16 protein-coding genes are annotated in these 20,269 nt (G+C 72.4%); 10 read left to right on the top strand and 6 right to left on the bottom strand.

What is annotated here, in order from left to right; translation table 11 throughout:
- The first annotated feature begins 70 nt into the window (after positions 1 to 70).
- Positions 71 to 643: a QsdR family transcriptional regulator gene (locus Apa02nite_RS10340; RefSeq protein ID WP_203824841.1), complete on the top strand. Its 573-nt coding sequence runs from the start codon at positions 71 to 73 to the stop codon at positions 641 to 643.
- Positions 644 to 779: 136 nt separating this feature from the next.
- Entirely contained in the window at positions 780 to 1,661 is an 882-nt protein-coding gene (locus Apa02nite_RS10335; protein WP_203824840.1) for an alpha/beta hydrolase family protein, read from the top strand.
- Between the two features lie 139 nt (positions 1,662 to 1,800).
- Here Apa02nite_RS10335 and Apa02nite_RS10330 read toward each other — a convergent pair whose 3' ends face one another.
- The gene (locus Apa02nite_RS10330) at positions 1,801 to 3,351 is read right to left on the bottom strand and encodes a GGDEF domain-containing protein (protein ID WP_203824839.1); all 1,551 of its coding nucleotides are present in this window, start codon (positions 3,349 to 3,351) and stop codon (positions 1,801 to 1,803) included.
- A 170-nt stretch (positions 3,352 to 3,521) separates the two neighbouring features.
- Between Apa02nite_RS10330 and Apa02nite_RS10325 the strand changes: the two genes are divergently transcribed.
- Positions 3,522 to 4,406 (top strand): SCO6745 family protein, encoded by an 885-nt coding sequence (locus Apa02nite_RS10325; RefSeq protein WP_203824838.1) that lies wholly within the window; start codon positions 3,522 to 3,524, stop codon positions 4,404 to 4,406.
- A gap of 1,330 nt (positions 4,407 to 5,736) precedes the next feature.
- On the opposite strand, the gene Apa02nite_RS10320 is transcribed toward Apa02nite_RS10325, so the two are convergent.
- Genes Apa02nite_RS10320 through Apa02nite_RS10300 form a run of 5 tightly spaced genes read right to left on the bottom strand, consistent with a single transcriptional unit; the run spans position 5,737 to position 10,142 of the window.
- Complete coding sequence (locus tag Apa02nite_RS10320; RefSeq protein ID WP_203824837.1) at positions 5,737 to 6,699, bottom strand: branched-chain amino acid ABC transporter permease; 963 nt, start codon at positions 6,697 to 6,699, stop codon at positions 5,737 to 5,739.
- On the bottom strand, positions 6,696 to 7,553 hold the full coding sequence (locus Apa02nite_RS10315; protein WP_203824836.1) for a branched-chain amino acid ABC transporter permease: 858 nt from the start codon (positions 7,551 to 7,553) through the stop codon (positions 6,696 to 6,698). The genes Apa02nite_RS10320 and Apa02nite_RS10315 overlap by 4 nt, the downstream gene beginning before the upstream one ends.
- The gene (locus tag Apa02nite_RS10310) at positions 7,553 to 8,212 is read right to left on the bottom strand and encodes an ABC transporter ATP-binding protein (protein WP_203824835.1); all 660 of its coding nucleotides are present in this window, start codon (positions 8,210 to 8,212) and stop codon (positions 7,553 to 7,555) included. The genes Apa02nite_RS10315 and Apa02nite_RS10310 overlap by 1 nt, the downstream gene beginning before the upstream one ends.
- Positions 8,209 to 8,973, bottom strand: coding sequence for an ABC transporter ATP-binding protein (locus Apa02nite_RS10305; protein WP_203824834.1), 765 nt, complete (start codon positions 8,971 to 8,973; stop codon positions 8,209 to 8,211). Before Apa02nite_RS10305 ends, Apa02nite_RS10310 begins: the two co-directional genes overlap by 4 nt.
- Entirely contained in the window at positions 8,970 to 10,142 is a 1,173-nt protein-coding gene (locus tag Apa02nite_RS10300) for an ABC transporter substrate-binding protein (RefSeq protein WP_203824833.1), read from the bottom strand. Before Apa02nite_RS10300 ends, Apa02nite_RS10305 begins: the two co-directional genes overlap by 4 nt.
- A gap of 135 nt (positions 10,143 to 10,277) precedes the next feature.
- On the opposite strand from Apa02nite_RS10300, the gene Apa02nite_RS10295 reads away from it, so the two are divergent.
- The 7 genes from Apa02nite_RS10295 (at position 10,278) to Apa02nite_RS10265 (ending at position 20,266) form a co-directional block, all read left to right on the top strand.
- A complete protein-coding gene (locus Apa02nite_RS10295; RefSeq protein WP_203824832.1) occupies positions 10,278 to 11,078 on the top strand; it encodes a PaaX family transcriptional regulator in 801 nt (266 codons plus the stop codon).
- A 128-nt stretch (positions 11,079 to 11,206) separates the two neighbouring features.
- A complete protein-coding gene (locus tag Apa02nite_RS10290) occupies positions 11,207 to 12,424 on the top strand; it encodes a cytochrome P450 (RefSeq protein ID WP_203824831.1) in 1,218 nt (405 codons plus the stop codon).
- A 71-nt stretch (positions 12,425 to 12,495) separates the two neighbouring features.
- On the top strand, positions 12,496 to 13,242 hold the full coding sequence (locus Apa02nite_RS10285; RefSeq protein ID WP_203824830.1) for a peptidylprolyl isomerase: 747 nt from the start codon (positions 12,496 to 12,498) through the stop codon (positions 13,240 to 13,242).
- Positions 13,243 to 13,346: 104 nt separating this feature from the next.
- Positions 13,347 to 14,345: a methyltransferase gene (locus Apa02nite_RS10280; protein WP_157441771.1), complete on the top strand. Its 999-nt coding sequence runs from the start codon at positions 13,347 to 13,349 to the stop codon at positions 14,343 to 14,345.
- Between the two features lie 607 nt (positions 14,346 to 14,952).
- Positions 14,953 to 17,082, top strand: coding sequence for an Agd3-related carbohydrate-binding protein (locus Apa02nite_RS10275; RefSeq protein WP_203824829.1), 2,130 nt, complete (start codon positions 14,953 to 14,955; stop codon positions 17,080 to 17,082).
- A 29-nt stretch (positions 17,083 to 17,111) separates the two neighbouring features.
- Positions 17,112 to 18,668, top strand: coding sequence for a GT4 family glycosyltransferase PelF (gene pelF, locus Apa02nite_RS10270; protein WP_203824828.1), 1,557 nt, complete (start codon positions 17,112 to 17,114; stop codon positions 18,666 to 18,668).
- Entirely contained in the window at positions 18,665 to 20,266 is a 1,602-nt protein-coding gene (locus Apa02nite_RS10265) for a hypothetical protein (RefSeq protein WP_203824827.1), read from the top strand. Before pelF ends, Apa02nite_RS10265 begins: the two co-directional genes overlap by 4 nt.
- Positions 20,267 to 20,269: the final 3 nt, after the last annotated feature.

Raw genomic sequence — 20,269 nt, 5'->3', positions numbered from 1 at the left:
ACCGGCTGAGCAGGGCCGCAACCGGGGGACCCTACGTTGGGTTGATCGTTGATCACTGCGTGGAGGTGTCATGGCTGCCGAGGAGAGTGCGCGCCGGGTCGTCGCGCCCCGGGAGGTGGTGCGGGGTGCGGCCATGCACTTCCTGCAGCACGCCGGGCTGGACATGGACGCGCTCGCCGCCGAACTGAACGTCAGCCGGGCCACGCTCTACCGGGTGGCCGGCAGCCGCGACGAACTGCTCGCCGAGGCGTTGTGGGCGATCGACCGGAAATTGTTCGCCGACGCCGCCGCGGAGAACCCGCCACGCGACGTGGAAAGTGTCATCGAGCTGACCCGTACATTCGCGGAATGGCTCGCCGGCCCCAGCCCGTTGCGGCAGTTCTTCCGCGCCGAGCCGGAGACTGCCACCCGGCTGTTCATCTCACCGGTGCACGGCGTGTACCGGCGTTCGGTCGAGGCGCAGCGGGACATCTTCGTGGCCGCCGGCGTGCTGCCCGACCTGACCCCGGACGAGCTGCTGGCCAGGTCGGCGGTGTACGTCCGGATCGTCGAGTCGGTGCTCTTCGGTGACCTGATCGGGCCGATCGCGGTCGATTTCGCCGTCGTCGAACCGGCGCTCCGCAGCCTGCTGAACGGCGAATGAGAATCACCCGAACAGATGCCGTCAATGGCTCGAATGGCGCGTGAGACAGCGGTCTCACGATCATCGTCGTACGTTGAAACTGTCATTTTCCTGAGTGAGGATCGGCTTCTCGATTTCTTACCTTGGGGGCAAGGCAATGAGAATTCTCCGTGCACGAAATGTGGTCGGCGCGCTCGCCGCGGTCGTGCTGACCGCGGCCGGCGTCACCCTGGTGCCGAGCGCGAACGCCGCCACCACGTCGTTCCAGCGCGGCCCGGCGCCGACCACCGCGAGCATCCAGGCCACGAGCGGGCCGTTCGCCACCGCGCAGACCACCGTCTCGCGGATCTCGGTGACCGGGTTCGGCGGCGGTGACATCTACTACCCGACCAGCACCGTCGGCGGGACGTTCGGCGCGGTGGCGATCGCGCCCGGCTTCACCGCGCTGCGCAGCAGCATGGCCTGGCTGGCGCCGCGGATCGCCTCGCAGGGCTTCGTGGTGTTCAACATCGACACGCTGACCACCTCGGACCAGCCGGCCACCCGCGGCACCGAGCTGCTCGCCGCGCTCGACTACCTGACCACCCGCAGCACCGTGCGGACCCGGATCGACACCACCCGGCTGGCCGTGATGGGTCACTCGATGGGCGGTGGCGGCACCCTGGAGGCGGCCAAGTCCCGGCCGTCGCTGCAGGCCGCGATCCCGCTGACGCCGTGGGACCTGACCAAGAGCTTCGCCGGGCTCACCGTCCCCACGATGATCATCGGTGCGCAGGCGGACACCGTCGCGCCGGTCGCCCAGCACGCCAAGCCGTTCTTCAGCAGCCTGCCGTCCGGGCTGGACCGGGCCTACCTGGAACTGGCCGGCGCCAGCCACTTCGCCCCGAACACGGCGAACACCACGATCGCGTCGAACAGCATCGCCTGGCTGAAGCGCTTCGTCGACGACGACACCCGCTACGACCAGTTCCTCTGCCCGGGCCCGTCGGTCAGCACCACGATCTCCCAGTTCACCACGAACTGCCCGCACCTCTCCTGACCCAGCGGCCAGGGCCCGGCCCGGCTGGTGGTGGGGGCTGTCTCAACGGCGTTGAGAAGACCCTCGGCGCCAGCCGCGGTCGGTCGGCTGGTGGTGGTTGTGTCAGCGGGGTTGAGGGGACCCTCGGCGCCAGCCGGGGTCAGGCGGCGGCGAGTTGGTTGCGGCCGGCTCGTTTGGCGACGTAGAGGCGGGCGTCGGCGCGGTCGTACAGGTCGCGGCCCGGTTCGCCGGTGCGGCAGGCGGCCAGGCCCATGCTGAGGGTCACGGTCAGGCCGGGCACGATCGTGCTCCAGTCGCGGGCCTCGATCACCCGGCGGATGCGTTCGGCGACCTGGCGGGCATCGTCCTCGCCGGTCGACAGGAACAGGGCGAACTCGTCACCGCCGAAGCGGATCGCCACCTCGTCGTGCCGGCAGTGCGAGCGCAGCACCGCGGCGATCTCGCCGAGCACCCGGTCGCCGACGCCGTGCGAGTAGCGGTCGTTGATGTCCTTGAAGTGGTCCACGTCGATGAGCAGCAGGGAGCCGCCGGTGGTGACCGTGTTGATCCGGCGGTCGAACATCCGCCGATTGCCCAGCCCGGTCAGCGCGTCCGAGGCGGCGGCCAGGTCCGCGGTGGTGCGCTCCGCCTCCAGCTCCACCCGGCGGTACGCCTGGCGCAGCATGGTGCGCCGGTCCAGGCGCAGCTGCCACAGCGCCTCGACGTGACTGCGCAGCGACTCCAGCACCGCCTGGGTGGCGTCGCCCGGGAACTCCTGCGCCGCCGTGATCGCCAGTTCGTACTGGAAGAGCAGCCGCTGGGAACGCAGGACCGCGAGTTCCAGAGCGGCCCGGAACTCGCGGCGGGCGGCCCGCCACTCGCCGGTGGACCGCAGGACCAGCCCGTACGCGAGGTGGAACAGCCGGGCCTCGTGGAACTGGCCGGCCTCCCGCATCTTCGGCAGCTGGTCGCTGATCAGGGCGAGTGCCTCCGCGGGCCGGCCGGACTTGGCGTGGCAGAGGGCGAGGATCGCGGTGCTGAGCGGGGAGTCGATGCCCTGTTCGGTCCAGTACCGGAGCACGGCCGTGGTCTTGTCGAAGAGGGCCGCCGCGTCCTCGATCCGGCCGACCTGTTCCAGGCGCAGCGCCCACTCGGCCCACAGCTCGGTGTGGGTGAGGTCGGCGGCGGACCGGTACAGGTCGTCCGGGAACTCGAACGACTCGATGCACCGGCGCATGGCCTCGTCGGCGAGTTCGAAGAGCTCGGCGCCGCGGGCCGCCTCGGCCAGCGAGGCCATCGCGGAGAAGTACCGCGGGCCCTTGCGCGGCGCGACGTCCAGCACGGCCATCGCCCGCGCGACGTAGTGCAGGCCGTCGTCGATCCGGCCGAGGTGGATCAGGACCTCGGCGGTGTCCGCCAGGATCTTGGCGTCGGTGGCCTTCGGGCCGCCGAGCCGGGCCTGGTCCTCGACCAGTTCCTCGGCGATCTGCAGCGCCTCGTCGAGGCGGCCGAGCGAGGTCAGCGCGTACATCCGGCCCAGCCGGCTGACCCGGTGGGTGCGGTGGTCGCCGAGCATCAGGGTGATCGCCTCGGCCTCGTCCGCGGCGTGCAGTGTCTCGGTGTGGTGGCCGCGAATGGTCAGGTCGTGCACGTGCAGGGCGAGGCTGGCATAGGGACCGTACGGTGACACCAGCACCGGCAGGCGGTTCATCGGCGCTCCCCGTTTCGCATGGCCCTATGGTCGGCCGATCCGATCCTAATGTGAGGCGTCCGGGCGCTCGGCAGCTTCCAGGGTGTTGACCGTGGGGTGACACGAGCGTCACTCACGTGGGACGGTACCCATCGGTAACTTCGGTAACTTCGGTGTCGGAGGGCAGTGGCATGACGGGTGCGACGGAAACGGACAAGCCGGCGGCGATCGACCCGGCCCTGGTGCGCCAGGCCTGGCGCTCGGCGGAGCCGGTGCACGGCATGATCTATTTCGTGCCCGAGGCGCAGGACCGGTACGCGGCGCTCGGCATCACCGGCCGGGACGGCTACTTCGCCTCCCGGGCGGCCGCCCTGGGCGCGGTCGGCGCCGAGCCGGTGATCGCGATGTTCTTCAACTTCAACCCGCGCCTGGTGACCGCCGCGCTGCCGGCCGCCTGGGCCCGGGCGACCCCGGCCGCGGTCCTCGCCGCCCGCCGGGAAGCCGCCGGTGCGGCCCTGGCCCGTGGCCTGGGCGACGCGGTGCACGGCCCGGAGGTGGCCGAGGCCGCCGGGCTGGCCCGCCGCGCCGCCGAGACCGCGGCCGCGCACCCGCAGGGCCGCCCGCTGTTCGCCGCGCACGCCGCGCTGCCGTGGCCGGAGCAGCCCCACCTGGTCCTCTGGCAGGCGCTCACGGTGCTGCGCGAGTTCCGCGGGGACGGGCACGTCGCCGCGTTGCTGCTCGCCGGGCTGACCGGCCTGGAGGCGCTGGTGCTGCACGCGGCGTCCGGCGAGGTGCCCGCGCCGATCCTGCGTCGCACCCGTGGCTGGAGTGAGGAGCAGTGGGCTGGCGCGGTCGGCGACCTGCGCGGGCGCGGGCTGATCGAGGGCGATGAGCCGGTGCTCAGCGCCGAGGGGCGGGCTCAGCGCGACGGGATCGAGGCGGCCACCGACCGGCTGGCCACCCCGGCGTACGCGGAGATCGGCGCCGAGGGGTGCGCCCGGCTGGCCGAGCTGGGCAGGCCGCTGAGCCGTGCGGTGGTCGCCGCCGGCCTGCTGACCCTCCCGCCCAGGACGTAGGCCGGCGGCCATCGGTGGCTGACCAGCGGGCCGGGGTGGAAGCCGGCGAACGCGGGAGTGTCACCGAGGTGCAGCCGGAGCGCGGCCGCCTGCAGGCCACCGGTGGTCGCGGTGTCGTCCCAGCGGCCGGTGACGGCCCGGTGCTCGGCGGCCTGGATCGCGGCGACGTGCTCGGACGGGGTGAACGCGCAGTGCCCGCGCCGGGCCACGTACGCCTGGCGCAGCAGCGGCCCGCGCGCCTGCTGCGCGTACCGGTTCTCGAACTCGACCGGGGCGAGCTGGTCGTAGCGGGTGTGCAGGGTCAGCATCGGCACGTCGAGCCGGCCGGTCACGGTCGAGCTGCGGGTCAGGCCGGCCACCGCGGCCGGGTCGGCGTGCACGGCGGCGTGCCGGGTCAGGTCGGTCAGGTCGGCGCGCAGGTCGAGCCCGGCGGTCCGGTACATGGCGCGCACGGTGTCCCGGTACGGCGAGCGGGCCAGCAGCGCGCGGTAGTCCACCCCGGCGTTCCAGGACGCGTTCCCGCCGGCGCTGAGCTCGATGAAGTACCGGGCCGGCATGATGAACGGCAGGCTGGTGACCAGCCACTCGTACTGGGCCTGCGCGATGCCCTCGGCGTCGGCCGGCGGCGACTGCTGCCCGGCCGACCAGGTCGGCATGGTCAGCAGGGCGGTGCCCAGCGCGACCCGGGCCCGACCGGCCGCCGTGCCGCGCGCCGCGGACGCCAGCGCGCTGAGCCAGCTCGCGGCGGCCGCACCGTCGGCCGGGCTCGGGTAGTTCACCAGCGGGATGTCCTGGCCCGGCGCGAGCAGGCGGGACAGCGCGAACTCGCCGTCCAGCTGGTAGTTGTTCAGGTCGATCCCGCCGCCGAGCAGCCCGCAGGCGGAGACCACGGCGTCCAGCCCGCCGCGGGCGTGCTCGGCCTCCTGGGTGCTGACCAGGCCGCCCATCGACTGGCCGACCGCGATCGTGGTCCGGGCCGGTCCGGTGATCGCCTCGAGCGCGGCCAGCGCGGCGAACTGGTCGCGGGCCGCGCTCTCCAGCGCCCAGAGTGAGCCGTGCGGGTCGTAGGAGGAGCCGACCAGGGCGTAACCGCGGTCGAGCAGGGCCTGCCCGGTGGCCGGGTCGGGCGCGTCGGCGGCGGTGAGCGAGCCGAAGCCGTGACTGAACAGGATCAGCGTGCCGTGCCAGTCGGCGGGCACGTCGGCGATCCAGGTGGCGCCGTCGGCGAGCGTGCCGGTGTAGTGGGTGACCGGCGCGGCGGCCTGCGCGGGCCCGGCGAACAGGCCCGGTGCGAGCAGGGCCGGTGCCAGGAACGCGGCGAGCAGACGGTTCACGATGACCTCCGGTGCAAGGTGGCGAGGATGCCCTTCCGCAGGAGGAGGGCGGGGACGATGCCCTTCGGGACGTAGCGGACGACGGCGATCAGCAGCAGGGCGTACACCGCGTAGGACAGGACGCTCGGGGCGTAACTCGGCATGCCGGGCTGGGTGGCCAGGGTGGTGAGGAGCTGGACGGCGAGGGTGATCAGGGTGGCGCCGAGCAGGGCGCCGGCGATGCTGCCGAGGCCGCCGACGACGGCCATCACGACGTACTCGACGGAGAGCAGCACCGGGAACGAACCCGGCGCCAGATAGCCCACGTAGAACGCGTAGATCCCGCCGGCGAGGCCGGCGAAGGCGGCCGAGACCGCGAAGACCAGCAAGCGGTACGCACCGACCGGCACCCCGCTCGCCCCGGCCGCGACCGGCGCGGTGGCCAGCGCGCGCAACCCGCGCCCGACCCGGGAGCGGACCAGCGCGGACGCGATCAGCGTGGTCAGCACCACCCCGGCCAGCACGAGACAGGCGTAGTCCCGGTCCTGGTTCAGCTCGAAGCCACCCGCCGACAGGTACGGCAGCCCCTGCAACCCGACCGCGCCACCGGCCCAGTCGGCGTCGCCGAGCACCGACAGCAGGATCAGCTGCAGGGCCAGCGTGGCGAACGCCAGCTGATGCCCGCGCAACCGCAGGATCGGCACACCGACCAGCCCCGCCGCGAGCGCCGCGACCAGCGGAGCGGCGAGCAGCCCGAGCAGCGTCGGCACACCGTGCACGGCGAGCAGCCCGGCGGTGTACGCCCCGATCGCGGTGAACGACGCCTGCCCGAGCGACACCTGTCCGGCATAGCCCATCAGCAGCGACAGCCCGACGACCGCCATCGCGGAGAGCCCGAGCAGGATGTAGACGGTGAGCTGGCCCGGCGGGAGGAAGAACGGCACGACAGCGGCCGCCGCCAGCGCGATGATCCACTTCACGCCGTCACCTCCTCGACCCGAGCCGAGGAGGAGCGCAGGATCAGCACCCCGAGCATGAAGATCAACGCCACCTCCGTCTGGTACGCCGTGCTCAGGTAGCCGCCGACCAGGGCCTGCACCACCCCGAGCAGCAGCCCGCCGGCCAGGGTGAGGCCGGGCCGGGTCAGGTTGCCGAGGATCGCGGCGGAGAACCCGTTCACCACGAGCACCACGTCACTGTCGAAGCTGACCTGCTGGACCGGGGTGACCAGGACACCGGCCAGGCCGCCGAGCGCACCGCCGAGCGCGAAGGCGAGCAGCCCCATCCGGGCCACGTCGATCCCGACGATCCGGGCCGCGTACGGGTCGTCGGCCGTCGCGGTGAGCGCCCGGCCCCGGTCGGTGCGGGCGAACAGCAGCGCGGTCGCGCCGAGGATCACCGCGGTCACCCCGATGATCAGCAGGTAGTGGGTCTGCACCCGGGCGCCGAGCACCGCGGTGGAGCCGGGCAGCCCGGGGAACGAGCGCGGCTGGTCACCCCAGAGGAAGATCTCCACGGCGTACGCGAGAACGCCGAGCCCGAGGGTGATGATCAACGCGGCCTGGGGTGTGGTCCCGGGTCTGCCGATCGCGACCATCCCGGTCAGCAGGCCGATTCCGGTCGCCAGCAGGACCGCCAGCGACTCGGCGAGACCGTGCGGCAGGCCGGCCGTGAGCAGTGTGGTGACCGTGAGCGCCGCCAGCACCGCGAACCCGCCCTGCGCGAAGTTGACCACGCGGGTCACCCGGTGGATGACCACCAGACCGCTGCCGAGCAGGGCATACGCGCAGCCCACCCCGACGCCGGTGATCAGGTAGCCGACGAGTTCCGCCATCACGCCTCCAGGCCCAGGTAGGCGGCGGCGACCTCGGGGCTGCCGGCCAGGTCACCGGACGGTCCCTCGGCGACGACCCGGCCGGCCTCCAGGACGTAGGCGCGGGCGCACAGGTCCAGGGCGAGCTGCGCGTTCTGCTCGATCAGCAGCACCGCGAGCCCGTCCGTGGCGTTGCGGTCGCGCAGGTGGGCGGCGAGGTCGGCGACGATCTTCGGGGCCAGGCCGAGCGACATCTCGTCGATCACCAGCAGGTCCGGGCGGGCCATCAGCGCCCGGCCGAGCGCGACCATCTGCTGCTCCCCGCCGGAGAGCCGCCCGGCCGGCCGGTTCCGCAGCTTGGTCAGTCCGGGCAGCAGGTCGTAGACGTGGCCGGTGGTGCGTTTCCTCTGCCGCCAGGCGCCGAGGCGCAGGTTGTCGTCGACGCTCAGCGAGGCGAACAGGTGCCGCCCCTCCGGCACCAGAGCCAGATTCCCGTGTACGTCGATCCGCCCGCCCGACGCCTGTTTCACTCCGCACACCGTGTTCACCAGCGTGGTCTTGCCCGCACCGTTCGCGCCGATCAGCGCGACCATCTCGCCCTCGCCCACCGACAGGCTGACCCCGTCCAGGGCGGTGGCCGCGCCGTAGTGGACCACCAGGTCCCGTACCTCGACGATCATGCGGGAGCGCCCAGGTACGCGGAGATCACCACGGGGTCGGTGCGGATCTCTGGGAACGGCCCGGTGGCGAGCACCCGGCCGAGGTCGAGAACGGTCACCCGGTCGGCGAGGCGGGACACGAAGCCGACGTCGTGCTCGACCAGCAGGATCGACAGGCCTTCGGCGCGCAGTTCCTCGATCAGGCCGGCCAGCGCGGTGCGTTCCGGGCCGCGCAGCCCGGACGCCGGCTCGTCGAGCAGCAGCAGCCGTGGCCGGCCGCACAGCGCGCGGGCCATCTGCAGGGCCCGCTGCCGGCCGAGCGGCAGGTCCTCGGCGGGCCGGTCGGCCCACGCGGCCAGCCCGGCGCGGTCGAGGGCGGCGGCCGCGGCCGTACGGATCTCCTTCTCCTCGCGCCGGTGCCGGGGGAGCCGCAGCACCGCGGCCAGGGGCCCGGCCCGGGTGACCGCGTGCGCGCCGACCATCGCGTTCTCGGCGACCGTCATCCCGCGGAACACCGGGGCGTCCTGGAACGCGATCGCGATGCCGAGCCGGGCCCGCCGGTGCGGGGGCAGCCGGTCGATGCGCTGCCCGTCGTAGACGATTCCGCCCGCGCTCGCGGTCAGCTGGCCGCCGATCAGCCGGAACAGTGTGGACTTGCCGGCGCCGTTCGGTCCGATCACGGCGTGGGTCTCGCCGGGCGCGACGTCCAGGCAGACGCGGCGCAGGGCGTGCACGCCGCCGAACCGGCGGCTCAGGTTCGTGACGGTGAGCAGCGCTGTCACTTGGCCAGCTTCGACAGGGCCCACTCGGTGGCGACGAACTTTCCGCCCTTCACCGTGTTGATCGAGATGTAGTCGGCGGTGAGTCCGGCGTGGTCGGTCGCGGAGTACTGGTAGGTGCCGTTCGGGGTGGTCAGGTTCAGACCCTCGAACGCGTCGCGGATCTTGCCGGGGTCCGCGCTGTCCGCCGTGGTGATCGCGGCGGCCAGGAGTTTCACGCCGGTGTAGCCGTCCGCGGCGAACTGCGGCGGTGGGTACCCGTACTGGGTGGTGAACGGCGTGGACAGCTCGTCGATCGCGGTCCGCTGCGGGCCGGCCGGCAGTGCGTCGCCGACCACCGCGATCGAGCTGGCCACGAACACCCCCTCGGCGGCGGCGCCGGTCGGTTTGAGCCACAGGGTGCTGGCCTGCGAGCCGGTGAACATCAGCGGGAGGCCGACGCCGGCGGTGGCGTACTGCTTGGCGAAGGCGACCGCGGGCGCGCCGGTGGACCAGACGGTCAGCGCCTGCGCCCCGGCCGCCTTGACGTGGTTGAGCACCGCGCTGAACTCGGTCGTGGTGGTCTGGAACTCCTCGTCGGCGACCAGGGTGATGCCGTACTGCGCGGCTTTGGCCCGCATCCCGGCCGTGCCGGCGTTCGCGTACGAGCTGCGGCTGTCGTGGGCGACGGCGACCTTGGTGTACTTCTGCGCCTGGTAGTACTGCAGGATCCGGTCGGCGTAGGTGGCGGAGGTGGCCGGGACCACGAAGACGTACGGATGAACGGGGTTGACCTGCTCGTCCGCCGGGGTGAGCGAGACGTAGGGGATCTTGGCCCGGTCCACCTGCGGGATCGTGGCCAGCGCCGAGTTGGAGAACGGCGAGCCGATCACCGCGATGACGTCGCCCTTGAGCTCGTTGAAGCCGAGCACGGACTGCTCGGGCTGGGACTTGTCGTCCCGGACGAGCAGCTCGACCTGCCGGCCGAGCAGGCCGCCGGCCGTGTTGATCTGCTGGACGGCGAGTTCGACGGCCTTTTTGTCCTCGCTGCCGAGCGGTGCGTAGTTGCCGGTCAGCGACAGGATCGCGCCGATCCGCAGCGGCCCGTCGCCGCCGGCGCCGGTGTCGCCGTCACCGCAGGCGGCCGGTGCCAGGAGCAGGAGCGCGGCGAGGGATGACAGGAGACGTTTCATGTCGCCCGCTTTCTTCATATCGACCTTTACCGATGAAGGATGGCGTGCGGCCAAGTTAGGCGCGATGGTGACGCTGGTCAATAAACTGCCCGACATCACTGCACATGCCGCCAACACCGCCGGTAGCGTGCGTCCGTGTCCTCCGCCTCCGCGATCACGCTGACCTTCCTCGGCGATCACCTGCTCGACCGCGGTGTCTGCGTCTCCTCCGGAAGTGTCATCGAGGTGCTCGGCCGGGCCGGCGTCTCCGCGGAGGCCGCCCGGTCCGCCCTGACCCGGCTCTCCGCCCGCGGCCTGCTGCGCCGCCAGCGGCACGGCCGCCGGATGTACTTCGGACTGACCGGCCGCTCGACCCGGATCCTGCGCGACGGCTCGGTCCGGCTGTGGCAGACCGGCGCGGTCAACCACGACTGGGACGGCACCTGGACGCTGCTGGCCTTCTCGCTGCCCGCGGAGCGCCGCCGGGAACGCCACGACCTGCGCGCCCAGCTCGCGTGGGCGGGATTCGGCCCGGTGCAGGGCGGTCTGTGGATCGCGCCGGGTCACCCCGAGCTCCAGCCGGTCCTGGCGGACCTCGGTGCCGGCCCGCACATCCGGATCTTCCATGCCCGGGCCGACCCGACGACTGACGTCGCCGAGATGATCTCCCATGCGTACGATCTGCCGGCCCTCGCGGCGCGTTACCTCGATTTCGGTACGCGGTGGGGGTCGTCCGTCCCCGGCGATCCCCTCGCCGCCAAGCTGCACCTGGTGACGGACTGGCTGGACGTGATCCGCCGCGATCCCCGGCTGCCGCTGCCGCACCTGCCCCGGGACTGGCCCGCGGCCGCCGCCCAGGAACTCTTCTTCCGGCTCAACGACCGGCTCGCCGCCCCGGCCGCGGAGATCGCCGGCACCTTGCTCGACACGATGGCCCTGGACGACGCCGGCGGGTGAGCCGGGCGGCCCGGAGTGATCCGCGCCACGTCCGGCTCCCGTCAGGTTCCTGTCCGGGTTCTGGCAGACAGCCCTGTTGGGATGGATTCATCAGTCTTCGCCGTGCCGTCACGACCTCGAGGAGACCCATGTCCGACAGCACCTCCGCCCCCGACTATCCGGCGGCCCGCGAGCCGGGCTGCCCGTTCGCGCCGGCCGCCGTCGTGCGTGAGATGACCCGGGACACCCCGGTCGGCAAGGTCCGGATCTGGGACGGCAGCACGCCGTGGTTCATCACCCGGCACGCCGACCAGCGGGCGCTGCTCAACGACCCGCGGATCAGCATCGACGAGAAGCGCGCCGGCTATCCGCACATGACCCGGGGCCGGGCGGCCGGCGCGCCGCACCACCCGGACCTGATCACCAACACCGACCCCCCGGAGCACACCCGGCTGCGCCGCACGGTCAACGCCCCGTTCATGGTCAAGCGGGTCGAGGCGCTGCGGCCGCGGATCCAGGACGTCGTGGACCGGCTGGTCGACGAGATGCTGGCCGGCCCGAAACCCGCCGACCTGGTGCAGGCGATCGGGCTGCCGGTGCCGACCCTGGTGATCACACAGATCCTCGGCGCCCCCTACGAGGACCACGAGTTCTTCCAGACCAACAGCACCGTCGCGATCAGCCACGAGTCGACACCCGAACAGACCGCCGCGGCCAGCCGGGCCCTCGGCGAGTACCTCAGCGCGCTGCTGCTCACGAAGATCGACGACCCGGCCGACGACGTGATGTCCGAGATGGGCGGCCGGGTCAAGGCCGGCGAGATGACCCACCAGGAGGCGGTCATCATGAGCTCGGCCATCCTGATCGCCGGGCACGAGACCAGCGCCAGCATGATCTCGCTGGCCACCCTGGCGCTGCTGCGGAACCCGGACCAGCTGGCCCTGCTGCGCGAGCGGAGCGACGACCCGAAGTTCGTCGCGAACGCGGTCGAGGAGCTGCTGCGCTACCTGACCATCGTGCACTCCGGGATCCGGCGGATCGCCGACGCGGACATCGACCTGCACGGCGAGACGATCAGGGCCGGCGACGGCATCATCTTCGACCTGTCCGGCGCGAACTGGGACGAGGAGCAGTTCCCCGGCGCGGAGAAGCTGGACCTGACCCGCCCGGCCCGCTCGCACCACGCGTTCGGCTACGGCGTGCACCAGTGCCTGGGCCAGTCCCTCGCCCGGGTCGAGCTGCAGGTCGCCTACGCCACGATCTACCGGCGGATCCCGACGCTGGCGCTCGCGGTGCCGTTCGAGCAGGTCCCGTTCGCGATGGAGGGCGTCGCCTACGGCCTCAAGGCCCTCCCGGTCACCTGGTGACCGCGCGCGGCGGGGCGGGCCCGGGGCGGCGCGTCGGTTAGATTGGCGGCAGTCGATTCGTGGAGGACAGTGTGGTCCAGTTTCATCGCTCTCTGACGGTTGCCGCCGCCGCGCTGGTGGCGCTGGTCGTGGTGGCCGCGCCCGCCTCGGCCGCGAGCCGGACCGGCCCGGCCGGTGGTCCGGCAACCGGGCCGACCAGTGGGCCGTGCCAGTACACGCCGACGCCCGACGAGCCCGCCGCCCGGCCGGTGCCGTTGCCGCGCGACCCGCAGCGGACTCCGGACCGGGGCACCGTCACGGTGCTGCTGAAGACCGACCTGGGGCGGATCCCGCTGGTGCTCGACCGGGCCGCCGCGCCGTGCACGGTGCAGAGTTTCCTGCACCTGGTCCAGCACCGGTTCTACGACCGGACCGTCTGCCACCGGCTCACCGCGTACCCGACGTTGAAGGTGCTGCAGTGCGGCGACCCGAGCGGGACCGGCGAAGGGGGACCGGGCTACCGCTACCGCGACGAGTTGCCGGCCGATCTGCCGCCGGCGCCGACCGATCCGACCGGGGTGCGCCGGCTCTACGCCCGCGGGGTGCTGGCGATGGCCAACGCCGGTCCGGACACCAACGGCAGTCAGTTCTTCCTGGTGTACGGGGACTCCGCGCTGCGCCCGAACTACTCGATCTTCGGGGCGGTGACGCCGCGCGGCCTGCGCACGCTGGACCGGGTCGCGGCCGGGGGCATCGCGCCGACCGCCGAGGACCCGGCGCCGGTCGACGGGGCGCCTGCCCTGCGTACCGGAATCCGTAAGGCCCGCGTCCAGCGCTGACGCGGGTCGCGGCCGCCCGCTGCGCCGAACGGCGCAGCGGGCGGATTTTCGCACTGTCTGATGCCGGGCTGACGAGCGTGGCCGGTGGCGCTAAGTTGCCGGGCATGGCAGGAAGTCCCTATGAGACCGCCATGGGGTTCATCATCGGCCCGTGGCTGGCCCAGGCCGCCCGCGCCGCCGTCGACCTCTCGCTGGCCGAGCATCTGGCGGACGGGCCCCGCACGGCGGCCGAGATCGCCGAGGCCGAGGGCGCGGACCCGGCGGCGACCGCGCGCTTCCTGCGGGCCTGCGCCTCGATCGGCCTGGTGACGTACGCGGAGAAGGGCTTCGCCGGCACCGAGGTGCTCGCGGTCCTGCACCGCGACGCGCCGATGTCGCTGCGGGACCTGGCCGCGTCCCAGTCCAGCCCGGTCCTGTGGCGCACGTGGGCGCGGATCCCCGAGGCGATCCGCAGCGGCGAGGCGCAGACCGCGCAGGCGCTCGGCATGCCGTTCTTCGACTACCTGGCCGCGCATCCGGACGAGGGCGCGCTCTTCGGCGCCGCGATGACGAGCATGTCCGCGCCGGTCATCCAGGCCGCGGTCGAGGTGATCGACGTGGCCGGCGCCGGCACGGTGGTCGACGTCGGCGGCGCGCACGGCTCGTTCGCCCTGGCCCTGCTGGAGCGACATCCCGGCCTGCGGGCGATCGTGCTCGACCTGCCGCACGCGTTGCCCGGCGCACGGGCGGCGGCCGCCGGGCGGGGCCTGGGCGACCGGCTCACCGCGGTGGCCGGCGACTTCTTCGCCGAGGTCCCGGCGGGCGACATCCTGCTGCTGAAGTTCATCCTGCACGACTGGTCCGACGACGAGGGCGTCCGCATCCTGGTGAACTGCCGGGACGCCCTGCGGCCCGGCGGGCGCATCGTGATCACCGAGATCCTCATCGACGACCACGCCGCCGGCATCGCGCCGCTGATGGACATCGCCATGCTCGCCACCGCCGGCAGCCGGGAACGCACCCTGACCGAGTTCGACGACCTGCTGGCCCGGGCCGGTTTGCGCCGTGTCGCGGCCACGCCGGTGACGCCACCGTACGCAGTGATCGAGGCTGTACCTTATTAATTGACGTAAATCAATGGCAATAACGGGTCGACAGGCCCGAACATAGGAAAAGATTGTCCGTTCGGACGAGGCCCCGGCGACGCATTCGCGGGGGCCTTCACCGGCGCACGCCGTCGTGCATTTTGCCGGGCGTGTGGACGCCCGCTGACCGCCCGGTGAACACGTTGAGTCATCGCTCGATTGCTTTAAGACTCCTTTAAGGACTGTTTGTTCTTCCTGCGAGAAAGCGTGCTATCGGCAGTTTTTCCGGTGAGACCGGTACCAAAGTGGACGAACTGCGATCCAGTGGCGACCCTCCGGGGGTTGTCACGGCGCTGTTAATGGCGAGTTACCGGCCCGGTACGGAAATCGCACGTCAGGTCACGGATGAGAGGTCTCGCGAGTATTGCTGAACCGTTCACCGCCCTGGCTGAAACGATTCGCTAGCATCGCGCGGCACTTGGCGTCAACGCTCCGGCGCAGCAAACAAAATGTCCGCGATCAATGGCCGGAAAATCCTTAAATCTTGCTTAGACTCGCCGTCGGCCCATCCCTGAGGAACGACTGAGCCCGGCCCGCGCCCATCGTGGCACCGCTCCCTCGTTTGTTTCGTCCTGGAGGACGCCCGATGACTCCTGTCCCTGTCCCGCGCCGCCGCCCGATGCGTGCACTCCTCGCCGCGCTCGGTGCCGGCCTTCTGGTGGCCGCCCTGCCGGCCCCGGTCGCCGCGCAACCCTCCCCGCCCAGGAAACCCGGCGCGATCGCGCCCAAGGTTCCCGGCTACGGCGAGGTCGCCCGCCCGGCGGCGACCCGCCCGGCCCCGCTGCCACGGCGTACCGGCCGGGTGGCCGTGCACGCACCGAGCGCGGCCACCACGAAGCTCGCGGCCGGCACCGACCGGGTGGCGCTGCGCGCGCTCGTGGTCGCCACCACCACCGACGACTTCGGCGTGCCCACGTGGAAGGCCACGCTCGACCGCGTCGGCGCGGCGTACGACGTCCTCTACACCGCCAGCACCCCGCTGACCACCGACACGCTCGCCCGTGCCGACGGCACCGGCAAGTACAACGCGATCCTGCTGACCAACAGCATGCTGGTGTACGCGTCCGGCGGCAGCTACCTCAACGGCCTGGACAGCACCGAGTGGAACATCCTCTGGGCGTACGAGCGCAACTTCGGTGTCCGCCAGGCCGCGCTCTACACCAGCTACGGCACCTGGCCGGAGGACTACTGCCTGACCTCGGCCGGGGAGACCGCGGTCGGCGACACCCCGCTGAACGTCAACCTGACCACGGCCGGGGCGGGTGTCTTCGACTACCTCAAGGCCGGCGTCACCATCCCGGTGGTGCAGTCGTACGTCTACCGCACCCGGATCACCGCCGGGTGCTCGGCCGAGGCGATCGCCACCAGCGGCGCCGACGTGCTGGGGGTGCGGGCCACCTCCACCGACGGCCGGGAGCGGATCGCGCTCACCTTCACCCTGAACCAGTACCTGCTCCAGTCCGACCTGCTGGTCTACGGCCTGTTCCGGTGGACCAGCAAGGGCCTGTTCCTCGGTGAGCAGCGGCACCACCTCAACGTCGACGTCGACGACTGGTTCAACACCTCGGAGCACTACTACGCGGACGGCCACATCGAGTACACGCCCGGCTTCCAACTGGCCGCGCACGACATGGTCAACCTGGACAGCCAGCAGAGCGCGCTGCGCACCGCGCATCCGCTGGCCGGCGGGTTCACCTACAACCTCGCGTTCAACGGCAGCGACATCGACCCGTTCGCCGGCAACACGTGCAGCCCGAACGGCGGGACGGCCGAGCTGACCGCGACGACGAAGTGCCTGGCGACGCACTTCCGGTGGCTGAACCACACGTACAACCACCCGGAGCTGAACCAGACCGACTACGCCACCACGTACGCCGAGATCCGGGACAACCGGGTGGCCGGCGCCGCGATCGGCCTGACCGCGCCGGACGACGTGCTGAAGACCCCGGAGTACTCCGGCCTCGGCGTCTACACGGTCGACCCGAACGACGACACCGGCGTCCCGGTGGACCACGGGCTGGCCGGCTCGAACCCGAACCTGCTGCAGGCCGCGAAGGACCTGGGCGTGTCGTACCTGCACGGCAACATGTCGTTCGCCAGCCACCAGCCGCCGCACCTGAACACCAGCCTCACCCACCCGCTGGAGACGAGCCTCTCGGTGGTGGCCGACTGGCCGACGAACATCGCGTACTTCGTCACCACGCCGGCCGAGGAGACCGCGTTCTACAACTCCTTCTACGGGCCGAACGGCCGCTTCCCGTACTGGCCGACCGACCGGACCTACGAGCAGATCGTCGACTACGAGGCGGACGTCGCGCTGCAGCACGTGGCGGCCGGCGGGATCAACACGCACACCTTCCACATCGCCAACGTCTACGACTACGGCAGCGGCGGCTCGCTGGTCGGCGACTGGGTGCAGCGCGTGGTCACCAAGTACGACACGTACTACGCGGTGCCGCTGCTGAACTCCGACTGGTCGGCGATCGGCGCGTACACCCGGGTGCGCAACGCGCACTTCGCGCAGCTCACCGGCGGCGTCGACGCGGTCTACGACCGGGTCGCCGGGACGGTCACGGTGAGTTCGCCGCTGGCCGGGACGGTCCAGGTGGGCGGGGTCCAGGCGGCCAATTCCACCTCGTACGGCAGTGACGTCACGGCCCCCGTGACGCTGACGGCGAACACCGCCGTGACGCTCACCGCGGCTCCGCGGGTCTGAGCGGCGGACCGGCCGGAAGCGGGTGACACGTGCGGATCGCGCTGGTGTCGGAGGGGACGTACCCCTTCGCGATGGGTGGCGTCAGCATCTGGTGCGAGCAGCTCATCCGCGGTATGCCGGACTACCGGTGGCAGGTCGTCGCGCTGACGGTCGACGGCAGCGAGGAGCCGGTCTTCGGAGTTCCGGAGAACCTGGACCGGGTGCACTCGGTCCCGCTGTGGGGCGGTGGTCCCGAAGACTACCGCCCCCGGCGGGGCAGCCGGGGGCGGCCCGGCGCCGCGTTCACCCAGTCGTACGAGGTCTTCCTGCGTGCCCTGGTGACACCCCTGGAGACCACCACCGCGGAGCAGGGCGCGGCCAACCGCAGCCTGTTCCTGCTCGCGCTGCGCGGGCTCTACGAGTACGCGGCCGACGGCGGCGACCTCAGCGCGGCGCTGATGTCCAACCAGGCGCTCGGCATGATGGTCGACGCGTGGCGGGACCTGCGCGTCGGCGAGTCCGGGCCGGCGCCGACGCTGGCCGACGCGCTGCAGGCCACCTGGCTGATCGAGCACATGCTGCGGCCGTTGAGCGCCCCGGTGGTCGAGGCCGACATCGTGCACTGCTCGATGAACGGGCTCTCCACCCTGGTCGCGATGACCGCGAAATGGCGGCACGGCACCCCGTCGGTGATGAGCGAGCACGGCATCTACCTGCGTGAACGCTACATGTCGTATCTGGAGGAGGACGCCTCGCACGCGGTGCGGGTGCTGGTGCTGAGCTTCTTCCGGTCGCTGGCCGGTGCGGCGTACCTGACCTCCGACGTGCTGGCGCCGCACTCGGCGTACAACCGGCGCTGGCAGCTGCACAACGGCGCCGACCCGGAGCGGATGTGGACGATGTACAACGGCGTCGAGCCGGGTGACTTCCCGGCCGCGCTGCAGGAGCCGCAGACACCCACCATCGCGTTCATGGGCCGGATCGACCCGCTGAAGGACCTGCACACCCTGATCCGTGCGTTCGCCCAGGTCCGCGCGGAGATGCCGACCGCCCGGCTGCGCATCTTCGGCGGCACCCCGGCGGTCAACCAGTACTACCTGGACTCCTGCCGGCAGCTGATCGACGAGCTCGGGCTGACCGGCGCGGCGGTGCTCGAGGGCCGGATCGGCAACGCGGTCGACGCCTACCACGCGGGCAACATCGTCGCGTTGACCAGCATCTCCGAGGGGTTCCCGTACACCGTGGTGGAGGCGATGGCCTGCGGCCGGCCCACGGTCTGCACCAACGTCGGCGGGGTGGCCGAAGCGGTCGGCGACACCGGGATCGTGGTGGCGCCGCGTGATCACGCCGCGGTGGCCAAGGCCTGCCTGACCCTGCTGCGCGACGACGAGCTGCGCCTGCGGCTGGGCGCCGCGGCCCGGCAGCGCGTGCTGGACCACTTCACGCTCAGCCAGTCGCTGCAGATGTACCGCAACGTCTACGAGGGACTCGCCGCGCCGCTGAGCGCCGGGCAGCCGCCGCGGCACCTGCGCGGGCAGGCCCGGGGCCGGGTCCGGCCGCCGCAGCAGCGGTCACCCGGCTTCCCGATCAACGAGGGCGCCCGATGAGCGCCGGCGACGTGGAGGAGACCGTGGTCCTGGAGGTCGGCGCCGAAACGGTCCGGCTGCGACCCTCAGCGCCCGCCGGAGAGCCCGCCGCAAAGCCGCGGCGCCCGCCACCGGGGCCGCGCCGCGAGCACCCGGCGGGGCGCCGGTTCGCGGCCGGCGAGCATCCCGCGCCGCCCAGCCACCCGGTGGTGCTGCCGCAGATCTCCACCGACCCGCTCGACGAACTCGTCGACCGGATGCGCCCGCGGCTGCGCAAGGCCGTCGACGGGCTGCAGGTCGCCGCGGCGCTGGAGGCGGACGGCTGCACCGACCGGATCGCCCGGGTCGAGTACGGGTTCACCGACGTGTTCGCCCTGGCCGCCGAGGTCTACAGCCGGCTCGGTCCGCAGATCCCGGACGAGCCGGCGCCGGCCGCCGCGCACCGCGGCCGGTGGGAACGGGTCCGGGTGCTGGCGCACGGCCCGCTCTACGCGCTGCCCAGCGCGGTGTTCCCGGCCGTGCTCGCGGTCTTCGGGCAGCGGTCCCTGGTGCTCGCCCTGGCCCTGGCCGGCGGGCTGGGCTGGATGTACTCCGGCACCGCGGCCTACGCGGCGTACAAGCTGCTCGGCGCCGGCCGGTTACGGGCGACCGCCCGGCTGCTGGCCGGCACCACACTGGGCGCACCGCTGGCCGGCGCGATGGCCGGGATCGTGGTGGTCGTGTCGGCCGGTGGCGGGGCCGCGCTGATCCTGCTGACCGCGGGCCAGCTCGCCTACCAGATGGCCGGCACCGTCCTGGTCTTCTACCGCCAGGAGGAGCGGCTGGCGGCGACCATGCTGCCCGCGGTCCTCGCCGGCGGCGCGTACCTGCTCGGCGGCCCGTCGCTGCGGCCGATGGCCGTCACGATCGCGGTGGCCGGGCTGATCGCCGCGTTCGTGGTGGCGCTCGTGGCGACCCGGGGCCGCGGCGCGGACGGCGAACCGTCCGGCCGGGCGGTGCTGCGCGCGCACCGCTCCGGCCTGGCCGGGGTGACCTGTTACGGCCTCTGCTCCGCGGTGCTGCTGCTGCACGCGCAGGCGCCGTACCTGCTCACCCGCTTCGACGTGGCGGCGTCGGTGGTGCCGCTGATCATGGTGATGGGCTTCGTCGAGTGGCGGGCCGAACGGTTCCACCGCCTGGTCGTCGCGCTGACCCGCCGGATCGAGCGGCCCGCCGCGTTCCGGGCGGCGGTGTGGCGGCTGATCGCCCGGGACACGATCGCCTGCCTGGCGGTGACCGCGGTCCCGGCCCTCGCGCTGGTCGCCTGGTTCGCCGCCACCGGCCGGCTCACCGCGGGCGGAGTGCTGATGACCGCGGCGCACGTGGTGCTCGGCGGCGCGTACCTGGCCGGGTTCCTGCTGGCCGGCTTCGAACGCCACGTCTGGCTCTGCGCGTCGCTGCTGGCCGCGGTCGCGGCACACGTGGGCGTCGGTGCCCTGCTCGGCGTCAGCCCGTTGTTCGGCCCGCCGACGGCGGTCGGCGTCGACGCGGCACTTCATCTCGGCAGCGTCCTCGCGCTGCAGGCCCTGTTCCTGCTGGGTCTGGCCCCGCTCGTGGGGCAGGCCCGGTACTACCGGTAGATC

The sequence above is a fragment of the Actinoplanes palleronii genome, from assembly GCF_016862315.1.
Lineage (GTDB): Bacteria > Actinomycetota > Actinomycetes > Mycobacteriales > Micromonosporaceae > Actinoplanes > Actinoplanes palleronii.
Note: the sequence above shows the minus strand (reverse complement) of the source record. Positions and strands in the feature narration are given on the sequence as shown.